The 26,421-nt window shown below is 51.9% G+C and carries 20 protein-coding genes; 8 read left to right on the top strand and 12 right to left on the bottom strand.

Going from position 1 to position 26,421, the window contains the following annotated elements:
- Nucleotides 1-362 precede the first annotated feature (362 nt).
- Nucleotides 363-2,288 (top strand): tetratricopeptide repeat-containing sensor histidine kinase, encoded by a 1,926-nt coding sequence (locus tag J3P34_RS00285; RefSeq protein WP_210485852.1) that lies wholly within the window; start codon nt 363-365, stop codon nt 2,286-2,288.
- Nucleotides 2,289-2,293: 5 nt separating this feature from the next.
- Here J3P34_RS00285 and pbpC read toward each other — a convergent pair whose 3' ends face one another.
- The 3 genes from pbpC to J3P34_RS00270 all read right to left on the bottom strand — a co-directional run bounded on the left by pbpC (nt 2,294) and on the right by J3P34_RS00270 (nt 11,140).
- A complete protein-coding gene (gene pbpC / locus J3P34_RS00280; protein ID WP_246853483.1) occupies nt 2,294-4,564 on the bottom strand; it encodes a penicillin-binding protein 1C in 2,271 nt (756 codons plus the stop codon).
- Nucleotides 4,565-4,798: 234 nt separating this feature from the next.
- Complete coding sequence (locus J3P34_RS00275; RefSeq protein WP_210485851.1) at nt 4,799-10,234, bottom strand: alpha-2-macroglobulin family protein; 5,436 nt, start codon at nt 10,232-10,234, stop codon at nt 4,799-4,801.
- 468 nt (nt 10,235-10,702) lie between these two features.
- Nucleotides 10,703-11,140 (bottom strand): hypothetical protein, encoded by a 438-nt coding sequence (locus J3P34_RS00270; RefSeq protein ID WP_210465711.1) that lies wholly within the window; start codon nt 11,138-11,140, stop codon nt 10,703-10,705.
- A gap of 283 nt (nt 11,141-11,423) precedes the next feature.
- On the opposite strand from J3P34_RS00270, the gene J3P34_RS00265 reads away from it, so the two are divergent.
- Nucleotides 11,424-12,560: a glycoside hydrolase family 26 protein gene (locus J3P34_RS00265; RefSeq protein WP_210485849.1), complete on the top strand. Its 1,137-nt coding sequence runs from the start codon at nt 11,424-11,426 to the stop codon at nt 12,558-12,560.
- Between the two features lie 148 nt (nt 12,561-12,708).
- Nucleotides 12,709-13,074 (top strand): cation diffusion facilitator family transporter, encoded by a 366-nt coding sequence (locus J3P34_RS00260; protein ID WP_210485847.1) that lies wholly within the window; start codon nt 12,709-12,711, stop codon nt 13,072-13,074.
- Between the two features lie 76 nt (nt 13,075-13,150).
- On the opposite strand, the gene J3P34_RS00255 is transcribed toward J3P34_RS00260, so the two are convergent.
- The 4 genes from J3P34_RS00255 to J3P34_RS00240 form a co-directional block, all read right to left on the bottom strand.
- The gene (locus J3P34_RS00255) at nt 13,151-14,077 is read right to left on the bottom strand and encodes an alpha/beta hydrolase (RefSeq protein WP_210485845.1); all 927 of its coding nucleotides are present in this window, start codon (nt 14,075-14,077) and stop codon (nt 13,151-13,153) included.
- A gap of 220 nt (nt 14,078-14,297) precedes the next feature.
- Nucleotides 14,298-15,440 (bottom strand): YsnF/AvaK domain-containing protein, encoded by a 1,143-nt coding sequence (locus J3P34_RS00250; RefSeq protein WP_210485843.1) that lies wholly within the window; start codon nt 15,438-15,440, stop codon nt 14,298-14,300.
- 61 nt (nt 15,441-15,501) lie between these two features.
- Nucleotides 15,502-15,984, bottom strand: coding sequence for a YsnF/AvaK domain-containing protein (locus J3P34_RS00245; RefSeq protein ID WP_246850328.1), 483 nt, complete (start codon nt 15,982-15,984; stop codon nt 15,502-15,504).
- 688 nt (nt 15,985-16,672) lie between these two features.
- On the bottom strand, nt 16,673-17,944 hold the full coding sequence (locus J3P34_RS00240) for a PRC-barrel domain-containing protein (protein ID WP_210485841.1): 1,272 nt from the start codon (nt 17,942-17,944) through the stop codon (nt 16,673-16,675).
- Nucleotides 17,945-18,488: 544 nt separating this feature from the next.
- On the opposite strand from J3P34_RS00240, the gene J3P34_RS00235 reads away from it, so the two are divergent.
- A complete protein-coding gene (locus J3P34_RS00235; RefSeq protein WP_210485839.1) occupies nt 18,489-18,701 on the top strand; it encodes a hypothetical protein in 213 nt (70 codons plus the stop codon).
- 124 nt (nt 18,702-18,825) lie between these two features.
- Here J3P34_RS00235 and J3P34_RS00230 read toward each other — a convergent pair whose 3' ends face one another.
- Genes J3P34_RS00230 through J3P34_RS00215 form a run of 4 tightly spaced genes read right to left on the bottom strand, consistent with a single transcriptional unit; the run spans nt 18,826 to nt 21,658 of the window.
- On the bottom strand, nt 18,826-20,040 hold the full coding sequence (locus J3P34_RS00230; protein WP_210485837.1) for a DUF3570 domain-containing protein: 1,215 nt from the start codon (nt 20,038-20,040) through the stop codon (nt 18,826-18,828).
- 15 nt (nt 20,041-20,055) lie between these two features.
- Nucleotides 20,056-20,277 carry a DUF4266 domain-containing protein gene (locus tag J3P34_RS00225; RefSeq protein WP_210465703.1) on the bottom strand — a complete coding sequence of 74 codons (222 nt, stop codon included), beginning with the start codon at nt 20,275-20,277 and terminating at the stop codon, nt 20,056-20,058.
- Nucleotides 20,274-21,230, bottom strand: a complete 957-nt coding sequence (locus J3P34_RS00220; RefSeq protein ID WP_210485836.1) for an FAD:protein FMN transferase — start codon at nt 21,228-21,230, stop codon at nt 20,274-20,276. The genes J3P34_RS00225 and J3P34_RS00220 overlap by 4 nt, the downstream gene beginning before the upstream one ends.
- Nucleotides 21,230-21,658: a thioredoxin family protein gene (locus J3P34_RS00215; RefSeq protein ID WP_210485835.1), complete on the bottom strand. Its 429-nt coding sequence runs from the start codon at nt 21,656-21,658 to the stop codon at nt 21,230-21,232. The genes J3P34_RS00220 and J3P34_RS00215 overlap by 1 nt, the downstream gene beginning before the upstream one ends.
- A 263-nt stretch (nt 21,659-21,921) precedes the next feature.
- Between J3P34_RS00215 and J3P34_RS00210 the strand changes: the two genes are divergently transcribed.
- From J3P34_RS00210 to J3P34_RS00195, 4 genes are all read left to right on the top strand, one after another.
- Nucleotides 21,922-22,332 carry a hypothetical protein gene (locus J3P34_RS00210; RefSeq protein WP_210485833.1) on the top strand — a complete coding sequence of 137 codons (411 nt, stop codon included), beginning with the start codon at nt 21,922-21,924 and terminating at the stop codon, nt 22,330-22,332.
- A gap of 259 nt (nt 22,333-22,591) precedes the next feature.
- On the top strand, nt 22,592-22,870 hold the full coding sequence (locus J3P34_RS00205) for a hypothetical protein (RefSeq protein WP_210465699.1): 279 nt from the start codon (nt 22,592-22,594) through the stop codon (nt 22,868-22,870).
- Nucleotides 22,871-23,176: 306 nt separating this feature from the next.
- On the top strand, nt 23,177-24,511 hold the full coding sequence (locus tag J3P34_RS00200; RefSeq protein WP_210485831.1) for an NAD(P)/FAD-dependent oxidoreductase: 1,335 nt from the start codon (nt 23,177-23,179) through the stop codon (nt 24,509-24,511).
- Between the two features lie 475 nt (nt 24,512-24,986).
- A complete protein-coding gene (locus J3P34_RS00195) occupies nt 24,987-25,580 on the top strand; it encodes a hypothetical protein (protein WP_210485829.1) in 594 nt (197 codons plus the stop codon).
- Between the two features lie 298 nt (nt 25,581-25,878).
- Here the strand turns inward: J3P34_RS00195 and J3P34_RS00190 are convergent, their stop codons facing one another.
- Complete coding sequence (locus tag J3P34_RS00190; RefSeq protein ID WP_210465696.1) at nt 25,879-26,370, bottom strand: ankyrin repeat domain-containing protein; 492 nt, start codon at nt 26,368-26,370, stop codon at nt 25,879-25,881.
- Between the last annotated feature and the right edge of the window lie 51 nt (nt 26,371-26,421).

The following is a 26,421-nucleotide window of genomic DNA, read 5'->3' as shown; positions in this document are numbered from 1 at the left end:
GACGGTTTAAATATGTGCGGGTAAGATACTAGATGGAACCTTAGGGGCCAACCCCATACTATCTGGATCTAAAAACGCTAATCCCGAAGCGCTTAGTTAAGCTCCATTCTTATGAAACATAATAAAATTTATATTTGGCCTGAACCGGTTTTTTAAGGCTACTCAAAATAAAGTTATTCAGAGCAAATGTGCTTACTACTGAATGAATTATCTTTGGGAGTTGTCTGAAGGTAAGTTCAGACATTATCTATCTTTTCTGGGGAGGATTGCAGGGTTCTTGATTTAATTATATGAGAATACTTTACGCGCTAATGTTTTTGTTGCCAAGCTTGGCCTGGGCACAGGAGAACAGGATTGAGCAATTGAAGCATAGGGTAACAACTGCCCCAGAGGACACGGCCAAAGTGGGCCTGCTCTGTGAACTCAGCAGAGAATACCGCCTCTCTGATGTGAAGAAAAGCATGGAACACGCCAGGGTGGCTGTAACCTTAGCGAAACAGCTGCACTACGCCCGGGGAGAAGCCAAAGCCATCGGCCTTATTGGCAACGGGCACCTGGTGCTGGGCGAGTTTGACAAAGCTTTTCCCAATTATTACACATCGCTTAATATTGGGGAAGAGTTGAAAGACACGGCGCTGTTAGTCTCCACTTACAACAGCCTGGGTATTCTCTGTTTCAAAACCAAAGATGAAAAACGTGCCCTCCAGTATTACAACAAGTCCTTTGAGTTGGCTTTAAAAACCAACAACCAGTCTGGCATGGCCATGGTGTACAACAACCAGGGCGACATCTTTGAAACCCGCGGCGAGTTCGCCAAAGCCCTTGCCTACTACCAGAAGGCAGCTACCATACAGCAGAAGTTAGGCAATAAGAAAAGCTATGCGGTGAACCTGCTGAACATTGGTAACCTCCACAATGCCATGGGTAAACCTGCGCAAGGCTTGCCCTTCCTGTTTAAGGCGCTGGAATTAGACGAGGAGATCAACAACCTCATGAACATGACCGTGACCCTGCGGGGAATCGCTACCTCATATGTTGGACTTAAGCAACTTGATGCCGCCCTGAAGTATGCCCTCAAAAGTTATGAAGTAGCTGAGAAAACGGAATCAGGGAAAAAGGTGGTGGCCTCGGCCCGGCTTCTGGCAGAAATCTACGCTTCTAAAGGCGATTACCAGCAGGCATACCGTTATCAGCAAGCATTTGCCCGACAAGATTCTGTTCTGGATAATGAACGGCAAAACCGGGTGGCAGCGGAAATCATTGCCCGCTATGAAACCAAGCAGAAGGATCTGGAGAACCTGGAACTGAAAGCCCAGAGACGACTGCAGCAAGCCGAAATAAGGCAGCAGAATATCACCCTGATGTTTGGCTGGGCCGTTCTGTGCCTGTTGTTGCTGGTAATGGGTGGATTATACCTGAGCAGGCAGCATTTCAGAAACATCTCGCGGCAGTTGAGGGAAGCCACCTCTTTGCTGACTGTTAAAAACGAGCAGATCACCGCACAGAAGGAAGAAATCTGCCGTCAGTCAAAAAGTCTGCAGCAAAAGAATGCCCAGTTAGACCGCCACAACAGCTTCAAGAACAAAATTTTCTCCATCGTTTCCCATGATCTTCGGGCTCCTTTCAACTCTATCCAGGGTATTCTGCAGTTGGTACAGAACCGGACTTTGACCGAGGACGAAGTAAAGCGCATTTTTGAAACCCTGGCCCGTAACATGGAGGTGATGGTGAACATGATGAACAACCTACTGGCCTGGTCCAAAGCCCAGATGAAAGGCTCTGCCCTGGAAATGCAGCCCTTGAACCTTCATGAATTTGCGGGACAGAGCCTGGAGGTGGTATATGAGCAAGCACAGGCCAAACAGGTGAAGTTGCGCAATCAGGTCAGCCCAGACCTCATGCTGTTCACCGACAAAGAGCGCCTGGCCTTCGTGCTGAGGAACCTGCTGAGCAACGCCATCAAGTTTTGTTTTGAATCCGGGGAAATTACCCTGAGCGCGTACAAAGCCGAGGCCGGGGTAGTGGTAAAGGTGCAGGATACCGGTAAAGGAATCTCTGAGAGAAACCTGGCCAAACTGTTTTCTGAAAAGCGGTTCACTACGCCCGGAACATTCAAAGAGGAAGGCACGGGGCTGGGGCTCATGCTTTGCAAGGAATTGGTGGAAAGCCTGGGCGGTGAGATTACGGTGCAGAGCGTAGAAAACCAGGGCAGCACCTTTACTATTTTCCTGCCTTGCGTGGTGAAGAATGAACAGCCCCAGGAGTTGGAAAATGCAGTGCAGGCCTAAGTAATTCAATCCATAAACCGTACGGTCACATACGCATTGGTATTGCGGCCCTGGTCATCCAGGCAGGAGATTTTGAGCTTGCCGGCTTGCTGCGGTTCAAAAAACACGGGTTCATCGCAGGGGGCGGCTCGCAGGAGCTGGTCATTAACGTACCAGTACACTTTCTTTACCTCGTTGTGAGCGTTGCATTGCAGCATCAGTTTTTGGTGATCAGCTTTCTCTAACAAGTATTCCATGCCTTGGGTAGGCGAGGCGATCACCGGGGCAAATTCCTGGAAAATGCGGCTACAACTGGGATTGTGTGGCGGCAAAGCCAGGTAGGGCTGGTGCTGCGTGACAAAATACGTCAGAATCTCCGGCAAATAATTGGGGTACCATTTCTGTTGGTATCCGCTCTCCGGCAGGCAACTGGTGCAATACGCGTACTTGCCATCCAAAGAGACGGGAACCTGTTTCAGGTGGCTGCATTTAGTGGCCGAGGAAATGCCGGGAAGATACGTATCCACCACCAGATCCTGGCAGAAACTATTGGCGGGTAAACCGGTCTCCAGGCAGACATTGCGGGTACCGATGCTCTTGGGCGCTTTGTACCACCCGTTGGGGCTGTTGTAGTCAATGGTGTTGAAAATGGAGAACAGGAGCGGGGTGGCCGTATCAGTGCCGTTCAGCTCGGGCACGCCCTCGCCCGAGAAATTTCCTACCCACACACCCACCGTGTATTTTTGGTTATACCCGATGCTCCAGGCGTCTTTGCGGCCGTAAGAGGTTCCCGTTTTCCACGCGATTTTAGGTAAATGGACACTATTCAGGGCATTGTGCGGCAGGTCGGGTCGTTGGAGCTGGGTTAAGATCTGGTTCACCATAAACGCCGAGCCGGGAGATAGCAGTCGTTTTTCCTGCCGCACCGTGTCTCCCTGAAGCCACCGCAAAGGAGTGTAAGTGCCCTCGTTCGCAAACGCCGAGTACAGCGCCGTGAGTTCTTCCAGTTTTACCCCGCATCCGCCTAAAATAAGCGATAAACCCAACTGGTCGCCGCGTTGCTTCATCTGCGAGAACTCGGCCTGCGTTAGTTTCTGCACAAACGCCGTCACGCCCACCTGATTCAGGAGCTTCACCGCCGGAATGTTCAGGGAGGTAGCCAGGGCCCGTTCAATGGTGATGTTGCCGCTGTATGTCCCGAAGTAGTTCTCGGGCCGGTACCCGGCGTAATCAATGGGCACGTCTGAGATGATGGTTTTAGGCGTGATCAGGCCGCGTTCAAAAGCCGTGGCGTACAGGAATGGCTTCAAGGTGCTGCCCGGCGAGCGGATGGCCCGTACCCCGTCCACCTGCCCGCTGTGCAGCACATCAGTGAAATCAGCGGAGCCCAGGTACGCTTCCACGGCGTGGGTTTGGTTGTTGATCACCAGCACCGCCGCGTTGTGGATGTTGCGGTACTTCAGCTGCTGCAGGTAATTGTACGCCAATAGCTCCACCTTCTCCTGCGCCGCCGGGTTCAGCGTGGTTTTAATGATCGCCTGATTTTGGTGTGTTTTCTGCAAACGAAGGGCAAAATGCGGCGCCACCTTAGGAGCCTCCAACCGATGGGCATTCAGTGGTTCGTACAGCGCATCCTCAATCTGCTGTTTCGGGAAAGCACCTTCCCGGGCGTAATACCGCAGCCACTTGTTCCGGAAGGCCACAATTTTATCGTTCTGCCGCCCGATGCGCAACGAAGAAGGCTTGTTGGGAATTACCGTCAGCGTCACCGCCTGCGCCAGACTCAACTGCCGGGGCGATTGGTGGAAGTACAGCACCGAGGCCGCTTTCACGCCCTCGATGTTGCCGCCGAAGGGCACCAGGGTGAGGTACAGGTGCAGAATATCGTCTTTGGAATAGCGCCATTCCAGTTGCATTGCCCGGAACACCTCTGTGAGTTTGTACCAGTAGGTGCGCTCGTTGGGGTACAGCAGACGCGCCACCTGCATGGTGATGGTAGATGCCCCCGAGGTGGTTTTGCCCTGCGTGATGTTCTTTAAAAAAGCCCGACCCACCGCTAACGGGTTCACTCCCGGATGGTAATAGAAATACTTGTCTTCCTTCAGCAACACCGCTTTCTTCAGCATGGGGCTCACCTCATCGGGCTCCAGCTGCATCCGCCATTTTTCGTCTTTGCTCAGAAACGAGTGCAGGATGCTACCGTCGGCGGCAGTAATCACGGGGGAGTAGGAGATGTCTACTTTCAGCGGAAACAGCAGATTCAGGAGAATAAACAAGCCCAGGAAACAAGTTAGCATTCCCAACACCATACGCGGCCATCGCCTTCCTCTCTCAGGAAGGCCGGTGACCTTTAAACTGTGGACTTTGGTGGTAAGCGTCATGATATATGGAGCCGCAAATCGTGGCGATATTTTTTAGCCTAATCTTTTATTAACTTCTTCGTCCCCCTTCAAAGGGGGACGGAATGCGTGTATACTCTTTTGATTTGGGGCCGATTTCTCTGAAATAGCCCAAAATCAGAATACAGAAGCCTATCGCACTTTCATTATGCCGGCTCCATGATACGAGTGGTATTCGGCGTTGTACATGGCATCGGCCCCAACCGGACCCACCTGGAAATCGCCTTTGGAAACCGCCCGCACCTGGTAGAAGAAGTACTGGGTTTTGGGCCGGGCGGTGGTGTACAGGTTGATGCGGTCGTCGCGGATGTCCAGGTAGTCAGGGGTGGCGGGTTCCATGGCCTGGAGCCAGCTGAACTCCCGCGAGGTCATCAGCCGTGGATTCTCAATCTCGAAGCCAGCGGGCAGCAGATCGGTGATGGCTACGTTCGGAATGGTGCGGCCGTCCAGTGACTGCAACGCGATGCGCACCACCACAAGGTCGTTCTGTTTCACGGTTCGGTTGGTGATCTCTTTGCCATCGCGGTTGAAGTACGTGCGGCGCACCTGCAGGTAATTGTCTTCCTGTTTGTAACTGCCACTACCGCTGATGCCTTCCATCTGCCAGAAGTAAAACAAAGTACCCTGGCCTTTGCTCTGGAGGGTGAAAGCTCCGTTGTTCAGTTTATTCGTGAGTATAAGGTCTTTGCCCGTAAACGCCCCTACGGCTTTGCCTTTCTGTAAAACCTGAGCCGTGGCGTTACCGGCGCTTCGCCGGGCCTGTTTGCCCAAAGCTAGCAAGGCAAACGCGCGTTCCTGGGTGTTGTACCAGCGGCTGGACCGCAGCTCCTGCGACACATGCCGGGCTAGCGTGGCTATCTGCGGATGATCTGGGTTGGCCTCCACCAGACTGTTCAGGGAGATAGCCATGTCCCGCAGCGGGGAGTAGAAGGACCCATCTAAGGCCCGCACCGAGGTTTCCCCGGCAAACGCCCGTGGCAGCAGTTGTCGGAAGCTCTGTTGTCCGCCGTTGAGCGCGTAGGTGCTGGCCAGCAGGTACCGGGAATCCAGGGAAAGCAGCTCAGGTTTGGCCTTGTAGTAGTTCATGGTGGGCCAATCGGGCTTGCCCGCCAGACTGAGCACGTACAGCGAGTAAGAGGCTTCATGCGCCGCGATGTATTTGCTCTGCACCTGGCGGGCGGTATTGTAGAAACGGTACACCTCGGTGGCTTTGCCTTTCACCATGCGTTGCAGGTAGGTAATGGCGCGGTTCAGCACCGGTTGGTTCACCGGGTAACCGGCCTTGCGGGCCTCCAGCAGGAAGTGGGTGGCGTAAGCGCTGCTCCACCAGTCGGTGGTGGTGGCACCTGGCCAGTAGGTGAAGCCGCCATCGTATTGCTGCATGCCCTCAATCTTGGTGATGGCCTCCTGCACCAGGTACGCCGGGTTGTACGTGCGGCCTTTCTGCTGCTGGTTCAAAGAGCGCGACAGATCTGTGTAGTACAGGAGCGGGAAGGCCGTGGAGGTAGTCTGTTCCAGGCAGCCGTGCGGGTACTGAAGCAGATAGGTGATATCATCGTTGAACTGCACCAGAGGCGACGTACTCACCACCAGTTTAGACGACACCGAGGAAGGCAGAAAATCAGGCGTTGAATTAATCTGTACACTGGCCGCGTTCTTCAAAGTGCCCGCCTGGGTGATCTGCGCCAGAGGAGCGGCTGGCCTCACGGAGAGTTCCGTGGTAGTGCTGAACTGCTCGCCCAAGGCTTTCACAACCACTTTCACCGAGGCTGGCCCAATCACCGGCGCTGCCACCAGTTTGTAGAGCACCTGCTTCTCGGCGTTGGCGCCGGCGGAGTTGGAGGCAGTGGCAGAACCCACCACGCGAAGCGGCCCCGTAACGGAGATAGAGCTGCTGAAAGCGGCATTTTTAGCAGTAGTGTTGCTGATGGTGACCGGCACAATGAGCGTGTCTTTCGGACTCAGGAATCGGGGCAGGGCTGTGCTGATCACCACCGGATTGGCGACGCGCATCATTTTCTCGGCAGAGCCGAAGGCATTGCCTTTGTACGCCACCGCCATGACTCTAACCGCCCCGGAGAACTCCGGTATCTTCACGGTCACCGTAGCTTCCCCGCTGCCGTTGGTCTTAAGCCGGCCACTCCACAAGGATACCAGTTTCACCCGTTTAGAGGTGAGCGGATTTATGCGTTTCTCCAGGTCATAGCCGTCGCCGCCCACGCTGGAGCGCGTGCCCGAGAGCTCCGGAAACAGGAAAGGATACAGATCAAAGGCCTCTACTTCTAGTGCGCGTTTCTGGTAGAAGAACCCGTGCGGATCTGGGGTCTGGTAATCTTTAAGCTGCAGAATACCTTCGTCTACCACCGCCAGCGTGACCTCCGCGTTTGGGGCCGTTTTGATGGAAATGGGCTGCAAACGGTTAGAGCGGGAAGCCTCCGGAGCGGTGATGGCTACCTCCAGTTTCGTCTGTTTTTTGGTGACGGGCAGTGGTTTGAAGCCCCGGGCAATGGTGAGCGGCATTTGGTTGTCTTTGACTTCGCGCAGCGCTACCGCCGAGATGTAGACCGTGGGCAGGTGCTCGTCCTGGATGGGCAACTTCAAGGAGGCGGCTTTCTTGTCGGTTTTAAGGTAATGGTAACTCAGGACTTTATTCTGCTCCACGGTCACCAGAATCTTGCCGGCGAACGGAGACTTGAACAGGATGCGGGCATCATCGCCCACTTCGTAGGTTTCCTTGTCCAGGGCAATTTCTACTTCGCCCTCGGTGTTCACTTCAAAGGAGGTGCTCTCGGTATCGCCCCAGCCGTAGGCGTAGAACTCCTGGGCCACGTAGTTGTAGGCTCCGGGCCGCATCACGCGCAACTCATACTCGCCAGAAGTAGCGGGGGTGAACCGCACGGCGGTCCCTTCTTTGGGTACCTGCAAAACGGTGTTCAGCAACACGCTGGCCCGGCGCTGCGATTTGTAGTTGTAATTCTCAGAGTAGCGCTCCATCACCGTTTCATAGGTGTAGCGCACCAGCTGCACCTGTACTTTGGTGTCGATGGGCTGCCCTTGGGCATTCAGGGCGATGATGGGCACCTGCATCTGCTGGCGGGTACTAACATAAGAGTCAAATTTCCTGATCCCGAAGAAGGCATACTGCGTGCTCACGTTGAACCGGTTGAGGCGGTTTACGGGTCGGCCGGTCTCGTCAAAAACGGTGGTGAACACAGAGCCTTCCAGCAGCCCCACATCCTGGAAACCGTGCAGTTCAAACGTCTCCTGGCCTTTCCCTTGTTCGTTGGTCTGGCTCTGGCGCACGCTGTTCTGCAGGTTCACTTCGGCGGAGTTGTTCAGTTCAAAGGTATAGTCAAGGTAGCGGGGTGCTTCAAAGGATTTCTTCTTCAGACTGAGTTGCACCTCATAATTGCGACCCGCGGCAGGCGGCCCGAACAGGTTCTGCGCCGTAAGATTCACGCTCACCTGTTCCCCGGCCCGGAAATCAGTTTTGTTCAGGATAGTGGTGACTTTCAGCCGGTCAGGCATGAATTCCTCCACGCCAATTTTGCGGGAGTTCAGGAGCACATCGTTCCCTGAGTAAACCTCCAGCGTGTACGTGCCGGTCACCACCGAGGGACTCAGAATAAACCTGGCTTCGTAGGAGCCTTCCTGGTTGAGGGTGCCTTTGAGGCTGCGATACTCTTTACCGTTGGGCAGCAGCAGTTTCACTTTCACCGGTAAGCCCGCCACGGTTTGCCATGCTGGGGTACGCACCAGGGTGTTCACGTGCACGGTGTCGCCGGGGCGGTACAGGTCACGGTCACCGTAAAGGAAGGCATCATAATGCAGGTCTGCCATGCGTTTGCCGCCCACGTCAAAGCGGGAGGTGTTCACCTGGGTCTGGGAGTAGGGCAGGTAGTTGAAGTCATCGCCTTGGCGGGCGGTGATGAGACCAATTTTGAAGCCATCGGCGGTTTTGTTTATGTCTGGGAAGCGGGCTACGCCATCTTTGTCGGTGGTGGCTTTGTGGACCACTTGGTTGTTCGTGCTGATGAACCGGACCTCCACCTCGGGCAGCACCTCGGCGGTACGAATGGAGTTGGCGAAGACCAGCACCTCGTTCTTTCCTTGCTTCGCTATGAGCCCGATGTCAGAGACCGAGATGATCTTGGAGTCTTTGAGCCAGTTATTATCGGTGCTGGAGACGGTGATCACGTACAGGCCTTTGAATTGGCTGTCAAAGTCCAGGTCTTCCAGGTCCAGGTTCAGGAGGTGGTTTTTGCCTTGTTTGCGCAGGCTGCTGGTCTCGTATTCCCGCTCAAAAATGGTTTTGCCGTTATCTTCGTTGATGGCATAGTAAGAGGTCTCGTAATACTCCTCGGTTTCCTCGTCGTAGTGGCCGTCGTAGGTTTTGCCGTCTTGCAAATACCGCAGGATGTTGTTCTCAAACACCTTGCTGATGCTCACTTTCACCCGGGGCACCTGCGTGAGGTTCAGGGCAATGTTGCGGGCGCCGGCACTGCTCAGGTAAATGCTTTTTCGGTTCACAAAGGCCACCGTGGGCTTGGAGGATTCAAACGTAACCGGGTGTTCATAGGCCTTGCCCAGAGGTTTGCCCACTACGCCGCTCAGTTCGCCGGAAATGGCCAATCGGTAGGTCTGTTCCGGGGTGAACGTGCCGCTCAACACCAGGCCGTTCTCCAGGCGCTCCACGGTGTAGTCCCGACCGGGGTTCAGGGAAACGAGCGAGGTCACATCGGTGTTGGCCACGGGCTGGGAGGTGAGCACGAAAATTTTGTCCTGGCCTTCTTCCTGCAGCGCCACCACTTCCATTACCTGCATCTGCTCGCGGCTGGGTACTTCCACGGTTTGCTGCTCCAGTTCTGGGGTAGCGTGGTTGCTGCCGGGAGTGGAAAGTCCCTTCTCTACGTACACCCGCACCGAAATCTCGCCCTGGGTGGCCTGCTCCAGCCCTTTCACCTTCACCGATACATTTTCCCGGCCTCCGCTCACCAGTTCTACTGGCAACTCCGTGGAGCCGTGGTAGACTTTGAGTTTATCGCGCAGATTCTGGAAAGGAACCGGATAGTTGAAGTCGAACAGCAGGTTGGCCTCCAGTTGGGTTGGGTTGTTCTCGTTCTGGGTCCAGTAGGCCTTCGCCGAGGTAAGCGTAAGGTAAGGCGTATGGAACCGGATGTCCTGCCCGGCCGGGATCTTGTATTTGGTGGCAGAGTGGCGCAGCAATTGAGGCGTGAGCTCGGCGCGGTAATCGGTGCTGGGCGCGAAGGATTGATCGGGGGAAAACACCAGTTCGTTGGGGGCCGTCCACTTGAACTTGCCCTTCACCTTGGGTGTGATCTGCAGATAAGGAATGGTGTCCCACTGGTTCAGCAGCGAGTCTGTTACCAGGTCTTTGTCAAAGGTAAACACCAGGTTCTGTTCCTGGGCGATCTGGGCCTCAAAGTTCTTTTGCTCCAGGCCTAGTTCATCGCTTTTTCCGCCGCAGCCAGCGAGGTGAAACAGAAGGGCCAGCACCAGTAAAAGGATTGGTCTAAACCAGGCAGAATCGGTTTTTGGGGGTTGCATAGGGAAGAAGAAATGACGTGTCTTTCTTCTCTAAACTTACAAATAGTTTAAGACCGAATACATAGAAAAAGTAAAATATTTTAGGTCTTAACAGCCAAGATTAAAAGGGCGAAAAGGCCTTGAGCAGGAGGAGGTTTTCAGCCTGATTTTGGCAAAAGTTCTTCAAACCAAAAGCGGAGCCGAAAGTCTTGGGGCAAGCTTGTTTCCGCATTGAGTTTTGAGAATTTTAAGTAATCAAAGCGGAGCTGTATTAAGCCTGTTTCAGCAAAAAAGCCCGAAAACAGCTTCCCTCTGAATTTGCTTTATTGGGATGGTTGACGCTCCTCAAAAGCAACTTTACCGGCAGTTATACAGTGATTCTCTAGAGGGGCAAAATCCGGCTCGCAGTCCCTTGTAAAAGGGGACATTATAGAAAGTCTCTGAGCAGCGAATCAACCTATAGTTCAACTATAGCAACTCTCAGAAATTCTATTGGTCAAATTCTGCGAAAAGCCAGTCGAGCGCGGCCTGTTTGCTGGTGAAAGATTCAAACTGGGTTTTGAATTCACCTTTGTCATCTTCGGCAATGGAGCTGTAAATGCGGTGAATGTCCAGCAGGTTGATGCTTTCCATGGAAGATAACCGGGCATACTTTTTTAGGCTGGAGGTACGCAGCAGGGGCTTCATTTCCCTGAGAATCCAATTCTGGTCCCCAAAATCCAGGAACGGAATGGGACGGGCGTCACTGAGCCAGTACTCGCACTTTTTATCCAGGGAGATCATTCCCGCCAGCCTGAAAGATTTCCTGAACTCCTCGGTGGCCGGCGCTTGCAGCCATTCCACATAAATGTATTTGGCGCGCTCGTCAACTTCCACCTTTAGATAGTCATCCTGGTGAATGAGTTCTGGTTGTAGGTCAATATGCATGGTAACTTATGCCTCGTTTTGGGAGTGATATAATAAAAGCCAAAATGACATTGTTGCCGTCTGTGGGGGCAAGGTATGTAAAAATATGAATTATAACATGCTGGTGGCGCAATTTCGCGCAGGAAAACGCAGAAGAATTAATTTTATCTTAATCTGGGTTTTGAATTGATAGGGGCGGTTTTGCCTTGGTAAAAGGGCTTGGGACCGCTAAAACCACCTGCCAGATTGAATAACCTGCGGTCGCGTGCTATCTTGCAGGTTATTGTGTTCCAAAACCTTATCTATGCACAGAATCACCAATATTTTAGTGGCCGGGGTGTTGTTCCTGGTTGGTTGTGTGGGCGGTCGGCCCATTGACCGGAAAGCCACCCCAGAAACCCGGGCTCTGTATCAGAATTTAGGTAAACTGGCCAAAAAACACACCTTGTTCGGGCACCAGCACGCCACAGAGTACGGGCACGGCTGGTTCAGCGGGAAAGACCGCTCCGATGTAAAATCGGTGACGGGATCGCATCCGGCGGTGATTGGGGTGGACTTCAGCGGTTTCTCGGGGCGTTCGCCAGAGGCCATCCAGGCTGCGAAGGAAGAGGTGCGGCAGAACGTGATTGATACCTACAACCGGGGCGGCGTGACCACGGCCGCCTGGCATTTCTCCAACCCCATATCAAAAGGCGGATTCTACTGGGTAGACTCTCTTTCTTTGCCGGCGGTGAAGTACATTATCCCCGGTGGCGAGGCCCATGAGCAGTACAAGGAGATCCTGCGCGGCATAGGCGATTGGGCGCACAGCATCAAAGGCGCCGACGGTAAACTGGTGCCCATCATTTTCCGGCCTTTCCATGAGTTTGACGGCGGATGGTTCTGGTGGGGCAAGCCGCACACCAGCCGCGAGGAGTTTATCTCATTATGGCAGTTCACCGTCTCTTACCTCCGCGACAGCCTGGGCGTGCACAACTTCATCTACGCCTTCTCCCCAGATAACAGGTTCCACTCTGAGGCCGAGTTCCTGGAGCGTTATCCCGGCGACAAATATGTGGACATGGTAGGCATGGATAATTACGGTGACATGGGCCGCGACCGCTACGCCATTGATACCGCAGCCTACAAACTCAAGATCCTGTCTGACTACGCCCGCAAAGCGAATAAGCTGGCGGCATTCACCGAGACCGGCCTGGAGTCTATCCCCAACACCACCTGGTGGACGAACACTTTGCTGGCGACCATGAAGAAGTATCCCATGCGTCTGTCTTATGTATTGGTCTGGCGCAATGATACCAGCAGTCCCACCCACTACTATGCCCCCTTCCCCGGACAGGTGAGTGAGCAGAATTTCCTAAAGTTCTACCAAGACCCTTACACCCTGTTTGAGAAGGACCTGAAGAACATCTACAAGCGTCGGAAATTCCTGGGCGTCTTCTAGTCACCCACGCTTATCATCAAAGAAAACCCGTTTAAGGTCCGTTTTGCAGAAATCGGCCCTTAAACGGGTTTTTTGTTTTCTGCCTTAAAGGAAAGGGGGGAGGGAGGTTTGGTGAGCAGAATTCAATCGGTAGCGGGCCACCGTTCCTTTGGAGTTCCAGAACCCGTATTTTGACGGTATCGCCTCCATCATCATCGGACTAATCCTGATCTCCATTTCCGTTCTGCTGGCCAGGGAAAGCCGGAGCCTGTTGATGGGCGAGAGTGCCGATGCCGAGGACCTGCAGGCCATTGTAGCTTTGGTGGAAGCCGATGAGGCAACCTGGAAGGTGGACAAACCCATGTCTATGTACCTGGCCCCGGAAGAGAATATTCTGCTGCTGCCCGTGGTGTTCCAGGAGAACATCTCCAGCGACGAAGTCTCCGGCACCATCCAAAGGTTGAGGGAGAAGATCCAGGCGCAATTCCCGGCGTACAAGCAAGTCTTCTTCCAGCCCGAGGTAAGAGGTTCCTAGGGAAGACTCAAGTGCCTTTCCTTTTTAGATACGTTTTGCTTAAAACAGCCTCAAAATAGAGCCTGCTATACTCCGCTTAATCACAGAATTGGTAGGCTTTGGAGCGTTCATTGGTTTTGCCCGTGGATACAATCAAGTGCTCCTGCGTTTTCTGGCCGGCCAGTACACTATCCAGAAAATCAACTAAAATCTGCTGGTTCTTGTGGAACAGTTCTCCGCTGAACTCGTGACCGCCGCCACAATAGGTAACCAGGCGAGTGCTGCCGTTCAGTTTCACCAAATGCTGATAGATAGAGTAGGACCCGTGCAGTAAAAGCCAGTTAGAGGCGTTGGTAGGGCAGTAGTGATGGGCAGCGGTACCGTAGGGCACTACAGGATCGGCGTTGCCATGGAAGAAAAGAGCCGGTACCATGTTCTGGGGCGTAATCAGGTTCAGGTCCATAAGCGCCCCGGACCCGGAGATAAGGCCTTTGTATTTGAAGTTGGGTGGCAGCGGGGTCTTGGGGTACAGGTTCATGGTTTTGTAATCCCAAAAGGCGGCGTGGAGGGCAGCCTCGGCCCCGGCGCTGCTGCCGGCTAGGAATATTTTGGAAACGTCCAGGTTGTATTTGTCAGCGTTCTGGAGAAAGAAGGCGGTGGCCAGCCAAAAGTCGTTGGCCCCGTATTGGAAAGCTTTGATCTTCTCGGGCAGTTTGCCGTCGCAGCCGAAGTTCTTGTTCTTCATGTACAACGTGTAGGTGAGCGTGGCCGCGGCGTAGCCCTTTTCTGCCAGGTAAGCGCTGAAGCTGTGCCCGCTGCTGCGCTCCCCACCAGAGAAGCCTCCGCCGTGTTCAAACAATACCAGCGGCAATTTCTGCTTGCCTGGCTTTTTGGGCAGGAAAAGGTCCAGTTCCAGTTTCAGGGTGTCATCTTGGTAATAGGTGAGGGTGGTGAATTTCTGGTTTTGAGCGGTGGAAACCATACCGGTTAAAAGCAGAGCTAGGAGCAGCAGGGCAAATCTCATGTTGTTTATAAGGCGTTTTTTGAAAACCAGGCCTTGAACGGTAAAAGTAGACGCCACCTCCGGGGCAGCGCCGTCATTTTTCGATCAGTGCGACGTGCCAAGATATAAACTTTTGCGGGGTTGGCCTTATGTTCTTCTGTTGTGGCAATGGGTTTGGTTTTGAAACAAAAAGGCTGCTACCCATGGGCAGCAGCCTTTTTATCTTATAATGACCTTTCCCTTAGATAAGGGTTGGGTCTTTGGTTAAGCTGTCACTGTCGCGGTCTGTGTTGGTGAAGCCGGTTCCCGTGGCACCATAGCCTTGACCAACCCCAGTACCAGTGCCAGTACCAGTAGTACCTGAACCAGTTGTTCCTGTGGTGGTATTGGTGGTAGTATCAGTAGTGCCGGTGCCGGTACGGTTGCGGTCGGTGTTCATGTCATCCACGTCTACCTCGGTTGAGCGTACGGTGTCTCTGACCACTTCATCGCGTTCCTCTACCTCTTTGCCTAGGGAAACTTCTTCTACCACGCGGGCTTCTTTGTTTACCACAGGCACTTCGGCATGCTCAGTCAGTTCAATGTCTCCTTCTCTGAAGCTGTTGAAATCTGCATCTGAGGCCGGGCGGTCCACAGAGCGGCGTTCTACGCGCACGTGCTCAGAACGCAGCCGCAGGTGTTCTTCCACGGGACGTTCCACAATTCTGCTGCGCAGACGGGCGCCGCCCGTTTCTATTTCGCGTTTGCCTACTTCCAGGTTTTCCTCAATGATGGGAATAGAGGTGCCTGAGTTGAGGTCATCGCGGGTAGTGTCAGTAAAATCAGAACGGGTGGTGTCTGTGTAATCAGCGCGAGTTGTATCTGCGTAATCAGAACGCGTGGTGTCTGTATACCCTGTGTCGGTGTCTGAAAGCGCAGTGTTGGTAGTGGAGCCGGTATAGGTGGCATCTGAGCCGCCGCCAAAGGTGCCGCCTGAACGGTAGCCGTACTCATTTGCGCGCTGGTCTACGTCAACAGAACCGTACTGGTCCAGGATGCGGGCTGCGCGTTGGGCTTCCTCAGAAGACTGGGCATGCACGGTCACAATGCAATCGCTGTGGCGGGCCACGTTGGAGTAAGTACTGGCGTTGTCGTCATCGTCAGAGAACAGAGACCGGAAAAATCCGCCAATACCATCGTTTTTATCACTGTCACGGTCTCTGGTGGTGTCACTGGTATATGTAGAATCGGAAGTGGTGGTGCCGCTTCCGTATGAAGAGCCGGTTGTGTTGCTGCCTCTGGATATATCAATCCGGTCATCACTGATACCCAGCGATTTCAATTCTGATACTGCGCGGTCAGCTTCTGTTCTGTTGTCGAAAATTCCTATTACTGTTTGTGCCATAGTTTTAGATGTGTGTTAGTGAATTATTGAATTTTAGGTTATAGGGGTGTTGTGGAGGGTGTCAGCTCTGGGCTGGACCCTGTGGGGTGGACTGGTCGGCAGAAATGCGCTCCACGCGTATTTCCTCTTTCCGGAGATTCACTTGCTGCACGTCATGCGTCTGTACCCGGTTTTTGGTGATGTGCAATTCCTCCACCACCATGAGCCGTTTTTCTACCACCATCACCTCCTGTACAATAGGAATGATCATGGTATCGCCTTCGTACCGGATGGGCGGGGGTGGGGTGTCTACGTATTGGTTCACGGGTACCCGCTGAATGTCATGTTCTTCCTGGATCAGGGGAATATTCACCGGGACCTCCTGCTCATTAACCACTTTGATAATGCGCACACTGCCTTTCTCCACTACCTGCTTGTCTAAGTGCACGCGTTCCTCAATGACCGGAATGGTCATGGATTCTCCTCTCTGGGTGTTAACCGTGCCTTGCGGCCTGGGATTATTGGGGTCGTATGAACCGGTATTCAAGTCTCTCGTCTGATCCATAGGTCTGCTGTTTGGTTAGTAACCGCGGTTGGGACTATAGTAAACGGGCCTGGGGTAGTGGGGTTTCTGAAAATGTGTTAAAAAATTGTATTCTTTATATCTGTAGCCCAAAACAAGGAAGTGTGTTTAAACAGAGGTTGTCGGGAAAAGTTTTGGTAAAAAGCTGAAAATCAAAATAATTAAAATTTAAAACCAGATATGAATCTATTTGTAGCTGTATGTAATAATTATAATATAGTAAGAAGGCGATTTCTGGGTTTGTAGGCTGTATGCAGCGTATTCAAGATGTTTATTCGTTTAAGATCCTTAAACCGAAGGCTGAAGAATGTTTTTTTACTTAGAAGGGGCACGCTATGAGAGACTTGGTTTTGAGAAACCTGGTCTTGTTTACTGCTTTAGGTATGACTTTTAAAGAAGGTCAATTTTCTGGATGGGCCTTTTGCAAGTCAACAAGGCTTTTCAGTTGCTGAAAATAAGATTACTTTCTTTCTTGTTTTCGGCTGATTTTCATTAAAACGGTCCTAAACTGGCTTACTTAGCGCAAAAACAAATTTTCAGAAGCTATTGAATTCTACAGCCAACTAATAGGCTCCATTATGTTAATCTGCTTCTGAAAAAAATCAGCTATGAGACAAAGCTGTTGTTTCTGGCTCAGGTTTGTCTCATAGCTGAGTAAAAAGAATTGACCTTAAAAATGTGAGTTCCCTGGCGGGTTGGTCCGAGGGTTGTCATTTCTCAGGTCCTCAATCTGGATTTCGGTTTTCTTGATGGTGTCCTGGATAATTTCTTCCCGTATTTCTACATCCTTGCCAATGGTAATCTCTTCCACCACGTGGGCTACTTTGGAGATAATGGGCACCTCACCGTATTCTTTCAGTTCAATGACGCCATCCTGAAAACTGCGGAAATCTGCCTCGGTGGCGGAACGGTCCACGGGAATGCGCTCAACCTGGATGTGTTCTTCCTGCTGCAGCATGTTCTCCTCCAAGGGTCTTTCCACCATCTGGCTATGCGTTTGGCCGGTTTCTCCTTCCTGTTTGTCAACGTGAGATTTATCCTCTACCACCGGAATGGTAGTAGCATCCTGGGAATACGCCCTTGCTGGGGATTGCTCTAAGGCTCCGTCTATTAAGGGAGAAACTGGTGAGGCCCTCTCTACCTGTATATCCAGTTCTGAGGTGGGTGGGGAGTCTAGCAAGTGGGCGGCGCGGTTTGCCTCGTCCTGGGAATAGGCGTGTACCACTACCAGCGCATGGCTGTTCTGCATCTTAGCCTCATGTGCTCTTGCCTCCTCGGGGCTGGCGAAAAGGGAGTAAAAAAACTGCTCGAAATTGGGGGAGGAGTCACCCTGCTGATTGCCCTCTCCGTGCCGATAGGCCACCTCAATGGCCTCTTCAGGAAAGCCGCTATGAAACAGTTCCTGCGTTACCCGTTGCGCACTAACGGCATCCGGAAAAAGCCCGATCACGTTCTTGGGTTTACGGTTTCGGTAGAGGTTGTTCTGGTTGAAATGCTCGTTGCTGTAAAAGTCAGTCGTTTCAGGGTGCCGGGCCGGAGAAGTACCGTGCACATGGTCGCCCACAAAGATCCGCTGTACAGCCCTTTCAATCTCCTGGGTAAGGTTATGCTTGTCATAGGTAGGCAGGGCCTGCAGCTGGGCTGGGGAAATGGATGGCACCATCACCACATCATCGGCTTCATGCAGTTCTGCCAGCCCAATAGGGATGAGAATATCGCGGGACTCCAGGTCCAGGACGTTTCCTTCCAGATCAACGATGAGGTAGCGCACCTTAAGGGCCTGGGGATCACAGAGCAGGTCCTTTACTTTGCCCAGGATGTTGCCAGTTGAATCACTTACTTTCCAGCCCCTGATGTCTGAATCACCTTTGGCCACCGTGAACCGGCTGTCGCCTAACTCTTTCAGATGATAGTTTGATGCAGGTTGATCTATTCTTTCCATAGTTAAAGGTCGTTAGGCCGTTGGGTTGACATTGCGTTTCTTGGGCAACCTTAACCGAGACTGCTCAGCTAAAGGTCACCACCTGGTAAGGTACACTGGTAATGACCAATGGCTCACAAAAGGTATTGAAGTTTACGTTCACCCCGGAGAGATGTTAGAGCAAGCCTGTAACTCTCATGTCTGTTGTTAACATTTTAGTTTACTGCTGATTACCGCAAACCTGAATTAAATAATACAATTTGGAGTGAAGAATTGATGAAATATATGATTGGAAAAATTATATGTGTCCTTTGTTGTGTTTTATTCTATTTTGATAAAAACGTGCTCTAAACCTTTAAATGACACCTTGTTGTTGAATGATCTTATTTATGGTATTAAATAAATACTTTTTTGGTTTTTAAATAGTATGATATTTAACTACGGTTTACCCTATTTGTATTGTGGTAATTACTGTAAATGGTTGATTAGTAGTATTTTTCCTTTTGGTTTTGGAATTAAAATCTCCTAAATTGGTTTGAACGTGTAAGCAAAGAGAGCAAACTATATGGAGAAAAAGATACCTTTAGAAACGGTGCTTCACATCATAAGCAAGGCAGATTTAGTGGCTTGCTCAGACGCTGTAGACTTCATCAATAGTCTGGATTTTTACCTGTACTCACAGGATGAGCTTAAGGTCATCAGTGACACCTTGAGCGAGCGGATTACCATGCTCATTCGCCTGGAGTTGAAATCTAACCGGTACGGCTATACAGCTTAAGCCCTGCACCGCGTTTCACAGCCGTTTTCTTTATATCTGGCTTGAAACAATCCCCTAGAACTAAGAAAGCTAACCCTTCGCCCAAAGGCGGTAGGTTGGCTCCCAGATGTGGTTCAGTTTGGTATTACTTAAGGGTAGCGGCTAAGGAAACCGTATTGGAGACCAGGCCATTGCTGCGGTTGTAGTGGCCATAGCGTAATTCCAGCGTGTTCAGTTTTTTAATCCCGAAAACCCCTTCCACTGAGGTGATCCTGAAGTTGAGGCCGGCGTAATGGCTGGTGAACTTGGACAGATCATAGTCACTGGTGTAGCGCCGTTCACCGGGCGAGTGCTGCTGGTAGCCGGCAAAATAGTCGGCGGCGGTTTGCGCGTAGAACCGGTAATAGGGACTCAATGAGATAAAAGGCGTTACCTTGAATGGGGTCTCCAACTCAGCGGTATGCGCCTTTATTCCCCAGTTGTCTGAGTAGAATCGGTAGAATGACCGCAGTATCAGTTTGTCAGTGACAAAGTAATGCGCCCTTATGCCCACCGGAACCTTGAACCGGGAAGAAGGCAGTCGTTCCACATCCAAAGAGTTATCCTGGAAATACACCCGCTGATACAGCGTGCCCAACTGGCCTTGCTGGTAGGTAAGGTCCAGTAAGAGCGAAAGCTGCAGCCGTTTGTTGATGACCTGCGCCAGCGACAGCGAAGTGTTAAAAGTGTTGCGCGGCTTGGTGCCGTGTGCCTCGGGGTTGTCCACGCGGGTGCCGTTGGTTTCTATCGTGCGCAGCTCAATGGGGTAGATCACCGTCCAGGTGTCCAGGTAAGCGCTTAACCCCACCCCAAACTCGCGGTTATTGTCTTTGGAGAACTTCGCGAAGTTCACGTTGGCCCCTTTAGAGAAGTAATCATACTCCGTAGACAGGGAAAGACCGGCACCCACGGCGTAATGCTTCTCCTGGTCCCGCATAGACCACTGCACCGATGGGTAAATGCGGTTATCGGCTGCCGAGGCCGAGGAAATGGTGGTAGGGTCAATAAGGTCTGAGGAGGCCGAGGAATAATGGTCAAAGCCCACAGCCACGTTAAGCGTATGCGCCCGGTTTTTGGCGTCAGATCGGGTGAAGGTCAGGTCAAAGTTGGTGGCCACATCGGTGAGTTCCTCCGTACCAATGCCGCCCGTCACCGCCGAGTTATTTCCGTCCTGGGTGTAGTAACTGGATACAAAGTTGATTTCCTCCAGCTTCAGTTTGCGTCTTCTGAAAGTGGTGGTGTCTTTGGGCGTGGCGGTCTGGGCAAAAGAACCCAGGATGGAGAGAAAGAAGAACGAGGCGCTGAGGTAAATCTTCTGCATGGCGGCTCCGCTTGGTTAGTTACAGCCACATCCTCCGCCCGAAGTACCGCCGTTGGCCCCCGATGCGCCCTCGCGGTACTGCATGAAGCTCATCTCGGTCTTCTGCACTTTCCTGGCGGAGAGCACCATCTCAGAGTCATTGAGGTACATCTTGTTATACTCCTTCACCGATTGGCAGGAAGCCAGGCCCGCCCCCGTGACCAGCAGCACCAGGATTTTACTTTTAAGGAAAGTCATACGGTTAACCTTATGTTGTCTGAACAATGCACTTTGTTGTGGTCATCTATCATCACGCAGGCAATGCCTTTCATCTGGTTGATCAGGTTCAGGCCCACTTTTACGCCCATCACCATCATAGGCGTGGCCATGGCATCGGCGAGTTCTGCGTTGGGGCAAATGATAGTGGCGCTTTTCACTCCTGTAACGGGTAAACCGGTCTTTGGATTGATGGTGTGGCTGTATTTTTTTCCGTCTATAACCACGTACTTCTCATAGTTGCCCGAGGTGGCCACGGCCATGTTGGTGATGTTGAGCCGGGAGAAAGGCTGGTGTGCCGCCTCAGGATCGGCGATGCCGATGGTCCAGGCCTCGCCGTTGGGCTGCAAACCCCAGGCAGTGAGGTCACCGGCCGCATTCACGATGCCGCTTTTCACGCCCATTTTCTGCAAAACGGCCTTAGAGCGCTCCGCGGCGTAGCCTTTGCCAATGCCCCCAAACCCGATGCGCATGCCTTTCTCCCGCAGAAAAACACTGCGGTCCTGCGGGTTCAGCACCACGTTTCTGTAGTTCACCAACCGTACGGAGGCTTTGGCTACCGCCGGGCTGGGCAAGGCTTTCATGTGCAGGTCAAAGTTCCAGAGGCTTTTGTCCACGCCACCGTAGGAGATATCGAAAGCGCCTTGGGTTAATTCTGAAAGCCGCAGCGACCGCACGATGAGGTCATACACTTCCGGCGAGGTCTGCACCGGCGCCACGCCCGCCATGGCGTTGATCTGGTTTGTGAGGCTGCTGTCTGAAAAAGTAGTAAGGGCCGCCTCTATGCGCTGGATCTCCGCTACGGCGGCGTCCAGGCAAGTGGCGGCCCTATGCTCGTCCTCGGCCAGAATGGTTAACTCAAAGCGGTTGCCCATCAGTTTCTGGACACGGCGGTAGAGTTTTTCCCCGGTTCTGGGCGCAAGGTCTGGGTTCATTATTTTTTAGTCTGTAACAAGGCAATAAAGGCATTGGCTTCTTTGGCCGGAATGCCTTCCCATTTCCTGATCACGTTCCCGTTGGCGTCTAAAAGCAGGGTAAGCGGGAAGATACCGTTTTGGTTGTATTTCTCGGCCAAGGCCTCATTAAGGGCCGTTTGGCGCTTATCCAACTGGTTTTTCTTCAGGCGCGGGAAATCGGCGTTCACCAGCACCAGATTCTGGGCCGCGTACGCCTGGAAAGCCTCGTTCTCAAAGATGTCTTTCTCCAGTTTGATGCAGGGGCCGCACCAGTCTGAGCCGGAGAAGTTCAGCAATATGGTCTTGTGTTCTTTCTGCGCCAGGGTTTTGGCTTGGTCAAGTTCCTTCAGCCAGGTAGGGGAGGAGAAGGACAGAAACGCACTGAAAAGAAGAACCAGGAAATTCATAGCGTAAGGTAGTTTTAAAAACCGAAAAGAAGGAAAACGGGGTCTGGGCCTCCGCCTTAGCCCATTTTCTTTAAGACTGTTTTAGGCTTCGTTTGGTTCCGGTAGGGGTGTTTAGAGCCTGTTTTCCCAAAAATCTGGTTTATCTGGAAAAGCGGAAAAGAGAATTAGTTAAAAACAAACCCAACTTGCCCTCGTACAAAATTGGAAAGTAGAAAGCTGTGGTTTAACAGCTTCCATGTTTCATCTATAAAATCTTTAATTCTATGTGGCAACCCATCACCCGGCCCATGCACGGCATTGCTGAAGTGGCCTATATTCCCGCAGTGGCCTCGGCCCCAGAATCTGTGGGCTTTACCGAAGAAGAAACCGCAACCACGCTTTGCCGCGCCATTGCTGGCGGTACCCTGGTTTCTGCGTTAGTTACCAAAGCCGAGTGGGGCGCCGTGCAGGTGATGCCTTACAAAGCGCACCTGGCCATTGACTTTGCCACCAGTGTCTTCTCTCTGGCTGCCCCCTGGATCTTTGGGTTTGCCCAAAACACCAAGGCGCGCAACACGTTCGTGACCATGGGCTTGGTGGGTTTAGTGGTAGGCACACTCTCCAGACCAGAGGAAATGGAGCCAGCGCGGGTGAGAACCCTTAGAAGAAGAGCCGGTTCCCATCCAGATTTATAAGATCAGTTTTTCTCAAAGCTTGACTTCAGCTCCCGTTTAGGGCCGGTTCTTAGGAAAACAGGCCTTAAACGGGAGTTCTCTTTAGCGACCCACCAGTATGTGATGCTAGTTGCTGGAATAAGGCTTTTAACTGAAAGCATAAGGCGCTGGGTGAAAACCGGGTAGAGTGGGGCTGAGTTTAATTGATAAAAACTTATAACCTATTGTAAAACAACCTCTTGATAAAGGCGTAAGCGGATAAATACCAACTCTTAAGACTATGAAATCATGTACTTATACTAAGCTGGCATCGGCGGTGCTGGTGCTCGTTTTTCCCTTGGTCACTGGTTGCGCTATCTTGCCGGGAAACAATTACTCCAGTGACCCCATAGTGGCAGAGCAGCAGCGCCAGATTGAGAGCCTCAAAGCCGAGTTGAAAAGGGCCGAGCAGGATACCAACGATGCCAAGCAACGGGAAAAAGCCGCCAAGAGCCGACTCAAAGCCGCCCAGGATGAACTGAAAGTCATGCAGACCGAAGCCAAAAGGAGAGCCAGTTAGATTCCTTTAGAGCAAGGTCTGCTATTAGGTTTTTGCCTTGATTTACCATTGAGGCTTAGGTTTAAAATGAACCCCGGCCCTGTTTTTTGTTGGGCATGTGAAATCCCTGCGGTTACTTTAGGCAAAAGAAACCGCAGGGATTTTTATGTCTTGCAATTTGCTTCTGATCTGTAAAACTGAACAGCAGCGCCTGCCACACGTAAACTTTACCCGTACCAGGGGAAGGAACAGAAATCTGCCGTACCTTGGCAGGGAAAGGCTTTCTTTCCGCACCACAATAGGGAGTTAATCTCTTGACAGAGGACCATGGCAACATACGCACGAATCAAAAATACCGGTAAACCAAAGGTAGTCATCATAGGCGGCGGCTTTGCCGGTTTGGAACTGGTGAAATCCCTGAGACACGCCGATGTGCAGGTCATCCTCATTGATAAGCAGAATTACCATACTTTCCAGCCGCTCATGTACCAAGTGGCCACGGCCGCCATTGATGCGGAGTCCATCATTCACCCCTTCCGGAAGGTATTTGAGGAGCAGGAGAATTTTTATTTCAGGCTAGCTGAGGTGCAGTGCGTGAACACCCAGGAACAGCTCGTGGAAACCAACATCGGGCTCATCCGGTACGATTACCTGGTCATTGCCACCGGCGCCACCACCAATTATTTCGGGGATAAGCAGATGGAGCAGAATGCCCTGTCCATGAAAAGCGTGGAAGATGCCAACTGCCTGCGCAATACAATCCTGAGCAACTTTGAGAGTTCCCTGCAACTAGACGACCACGAACAACTCAACAGCCTCATGGACTACGTGATAGTGGGCGGCGGCCCCACCGGCGTAGAACTGGCGGGTGCCCTGAGCGAACTGCGCAAGCACGTGTTCCCCAAAGATTACCCGGAGCTGGACTTCAAATCCATGGACATCCACCTGATCCAGAGCGGCGGCGAGTTGCTCAAAGGCATGTCCAAGGAAGCCTCGCTTAAATCACAGCAGTTCCTGGAAGAGATGGGCGTGCAGATCTGGCTGAACCGGCGCGTAAAATCCTACGATGGCTACACCGTGACCCTGGACAACGGCGAAACACTCATTACCCGCACCCTTATCTGGGCCGCCGGGGTTACGGGCAACCCGGTTACCGGCCTGAAACCGGAAAGTCTCCTAAAAGGCAACCGCCTGCAGGTGGATGCTTACAACCGGGTGATTGGCTATGAAAACGTCTTTGCCATTGGCGATATCGCGGCGATGGTCACCCCCGAGAATCCGCAGGGGCACCCCATGCTGGCCCAACCGGCCATGCAGCAGGGCGAGTTGCTGGGCAAAAACCTGGTGCGGCTGTTCAAAGGCGAAACGCTGCAGCCCTTCGTGTACAAAGACCAGGGCTCTATGGCCACCATCGGGCGGAACAAGGCCGTGGCAGACCTCAAACTTTTCAATAAGGAAATCAAGTCGCAGGGCTTTGTTGCGTGGCTTATCTGGATGTTCATCCACCTGGTGTCTATCATCGGTTTCCGGAACCGTTTGACCGTGATGGTGAACTGGTGCTGGAATTACTTCACTTACAACTCCAGCAACCGCCTTATTGTGGGCAAAAAACAGGAAAACATTCCCATCACCGAAACCATTTCCCACAAAGCTGTTATTTAGGCAGATGAGGAAGGCTTTATGCCTACCCCAGAATTATTCTCCACCCAAACTAACTTCCTCGCTAATAACTGCCTTCCCTTCTTGGTGCACGCATATCGTACCCCTTGAGCATAGGGGATGATTGCGTGCATATCATGGCGTACCTGCAATGTAGGGGCAATCCCTTGTGGTTGCCCTAGCTATGTTGCATAGGCTTTTGATGCCTAAATCCACCTACCATCCTGCGCCCTCAAAGAACCCACTGATCATTGTCCAGTTCTACCCAATTCTCAAACACCTAGATTCTTCAATATCTAGATTTTACAAACGCGGGTTCTGGGGTAAGTCTTCAATCAGTACAAATCAAACCCCGGGTAGTCTCTATGGAAATCCTTCCAGGCTTATTTTATTAAAACCGATTAGAAGTATTGGTCCAAATCTTCAACTAAATGAAAATGAACTCGTTGTAGATATAATATAACTTATTATTAAAATTATGAAAAACTATGTACTCACTCTTTTTCTGGTGATGGCTGAAGTAGGTAGTACTATGGCCCAGACCGTATCTCCGCCGCAAACCACCGCTCCCGTGCAAGCCACGGCAATAAGACAAGGAAACTGGATGATTGGCGCCGATCTGGCTTCCATTGGACATAACTTCAGATCTGAAACCTTTACCCTTGATGTAGAACCCCGGGCCGGTTATTTCATCAGCGATAACGCAGCCATCGGGGCCCAGGTACAACTGGGTTTGCAGCTTTATGACGGAGGCGAAACCTTCAGCTATGGCTTAACGCCTTTTGTGCGGTATTACTTTCCCGAAGGCGCCGCACCTACCCACCGCTGGTTTGGCGAGGCACTGGTAGGTTTTGCCGGAAGTAACCTTAAAGACAATGAAGGGGATGCTTTCTTTTCTACCGTATATGGCGTGCGGGCCGGCTACGCGCACTTTGTGGCCACCAACGTGTCTCTGGAGGGCACCCTTAACTTGGTGCGGAGCCATGCCAACATTGACGTAGACTCAGGTACCACCGGCTTGTCTTTGGGCTTAGGGTTCCAAATTTACCTGCCTTCCAGGGCCAATAGGTAATCCACTCTTGAATACCTCTGCTGGATAAGGGAAGCTGTGCTACTTACCTGCGAAGTGAGACTTGAGATAATTGATGACTGGAAACTTAAAAGCAATTTAAGATTGAATTTGGGCAGAAAGCCTGTTTTGGTGCTGTTTTGATATAAACGGCACCAAAACAGGCTTTCTGGTTTTGGCAGTGGGAAGAAAGCCATTGTGAAAGGAGGCAAGCGCTCATAAAAAGAAAGTGCCCTCCCCAGATTATTAACTGGAGAGAGCTCTTTGATGAAGTAAATGGAATACTCGTGGCCGGAAATGATTAACCGCCGTGGTACAGCACTTTCAAGGCTTCATCGTTACCTATTTTCTCGGCCATTTCCAGGGCGGTAAGTCCGCGGCTGTCTCTGATGGTCTGGTCTGCTCCGTATTCGGTGACCATTCGCATGAGTTCATGGCGGCCAAACATCACGGCAAACATCAGGGCGGTGCCGCCGCTATAGTTCTGGATGTTCAGGTCGGCGCCGCGTGCAATAAGCAGCTCGGCAATATCGGCGTAGCCTTTGAAGCAAAGACCCATTAAAGCGGTATTGCCGCTCAGGTCCTGCGCATTTACATCTGCCCCCGCATCTAAAAGTGCTTTGGTTGCCTCATAGTTTCCCTCATAAGAAGCCAGAATCAAGGGCGTGAAGCCTCTTCCGTTCTGTATATTGATGTCTACCCCTTCGGCAATCAACTCCTGAATGGTCACGACATCTCCTTTCCGGGCGGCGTCAAACAGGATATCCTCAATTCTTGTTGATGTAAAGTTCATGTTATGGCTTTGATTGAAGTACACTCACTTTTGTCCATACGTAAAACATTC

Source organism: Rufibacter aurantiacus, from assembly GCF_017916345.1.
Taxonomy (GTDB): Bacteria; Bacteroidota; Bacteroidia; order Cytophagales; family Hymenobacteraceae; genus Nibribacter; species Nibribacter roseolus.
Note: the sequence above shows the minus strand (reverse complement) of the source record. Positions and strands in the feature narration are given on the sequence as shown.

Coding starts and splice junctions, on each gene's coding strand:
- pbpC (WP_246853483.1), bottom strand. CDS start 4,564: ATGCTAACTTGTTTCCTGGGCTTGTTTATTCTCCTGAATCTGCTGTTT.
- J3P34_RS00275 (WP_210485851.1), bottom strand. CDS start 10,234: ATGCAACCCCCAAAAACCGATTCTGCCTGGTTTAGACCAATCCTTTTA.
- J3P34_RS00270 (WP_210465711.1), bottom strand. CDS start 11,140: ATGCATATTGACCTACAACCAGAACTCATTCACCAGGATGACTATCTA.
- J3P34_RS00265 (WP_210485849.1), top strand. CDS start 11,424: ATGCACAGAATCACCAATATTTTAGTGGCCGGGGTGTTGTTCCTGGTT.
- J3P34_RS00255 (WP_210485845.1), bottom strand. CDS start 14,077: ATGAGATTTGCCCTGCTGCTCCTAGCTCTGCTTTTAACCGGTATGGTT.
- J3P34_RS00250 (WP_210485843.1), bottom strand. CDS start 15,440: ATGGCACAAACAGTAATAGGAATTTTCGACAACAGAACAGAAGCTGAC.
- J3P34_RS00245 (WP_246850328.1), bottom strand. CDS start 15,984: ATGGATCAGACGAGAGACTTGAATACCGGTTCATACGACCCCAATAAT.
- J3P34_RS00240 (WP_210485841.1), bottom strand. CDS start 17,944: ATGGAAAGAATAGATCAACCTGCATCAAACTATCATCTGAAAGAGTTA.
- J3P34_RS00235 (WP_210485839.1), top strand. CDS start 18,489: ATGGAGAAAAAGATACCTTTAGAAACGGTGCTTCACATCATAAGCAAG.
- J3P34_RS00230 (WP_210485837.1), bottom strand. CDS start 20,040: ATGCAGAAGATTTACCTCAGCGCCTCGTTCTTCTTTCTCTCCATCCTG.
- J3P34_RS00225 (WP_210465703.1), bottom strand. CDS start 20,277: ATGACTTTCCTTAAAAGTAAAATCCTGGTGCTGCTGGTCACGGGGGCG.
- J3P34_RS00220 (WP_210485836.1), bottom strand. CDS start 21,230: ATGAACCCAGACCTTGCGCCCAGAACCGGGGAAAAACTCTACCGCCGT.
- J3P34_RS00215 (WP_210485835.1), bottom strand. CDS start 21,658: ATGAATTTCCTGGTTCTTCTTTTCAGTGCGTTTCTGTCCTTCTCCTCC.
- J3P34_RS00210 (WP_210485833.1), top strand. CDS start 21,922: ATGTGGCAACCCATCACCCGGCCCATGCACGGCATTGCTGAAGTGGCC.
- J3P34_RS00205 (WP_210465699.1), top strand. CDS start 22,592: ATGAAATCATGTACTTATACTAAGCTGGCATCGGCGGTGCTGGTGCTC.
- J3P34_RS00200 (WP_210485831.1), top strand. CDS start 23,177: ATGGCAACATACGCACGAATCAAAAATACCGGTAAACCAAAGGTAGTC.
- J3P34_RS00195 (WP_210485829.1), top strand. CDS start 24,987: ATGAAAAACTATGTACTCACTCTTTTTCTGGTGATGGCTGAAGTAGGT.
- J3P34_RS00190 (WP_210465696.1), bottom strand. CDS start 26,370: ATGAACTTTACATCAACAAGAATTGAGGATATCCTGTTTGACGCCGCC.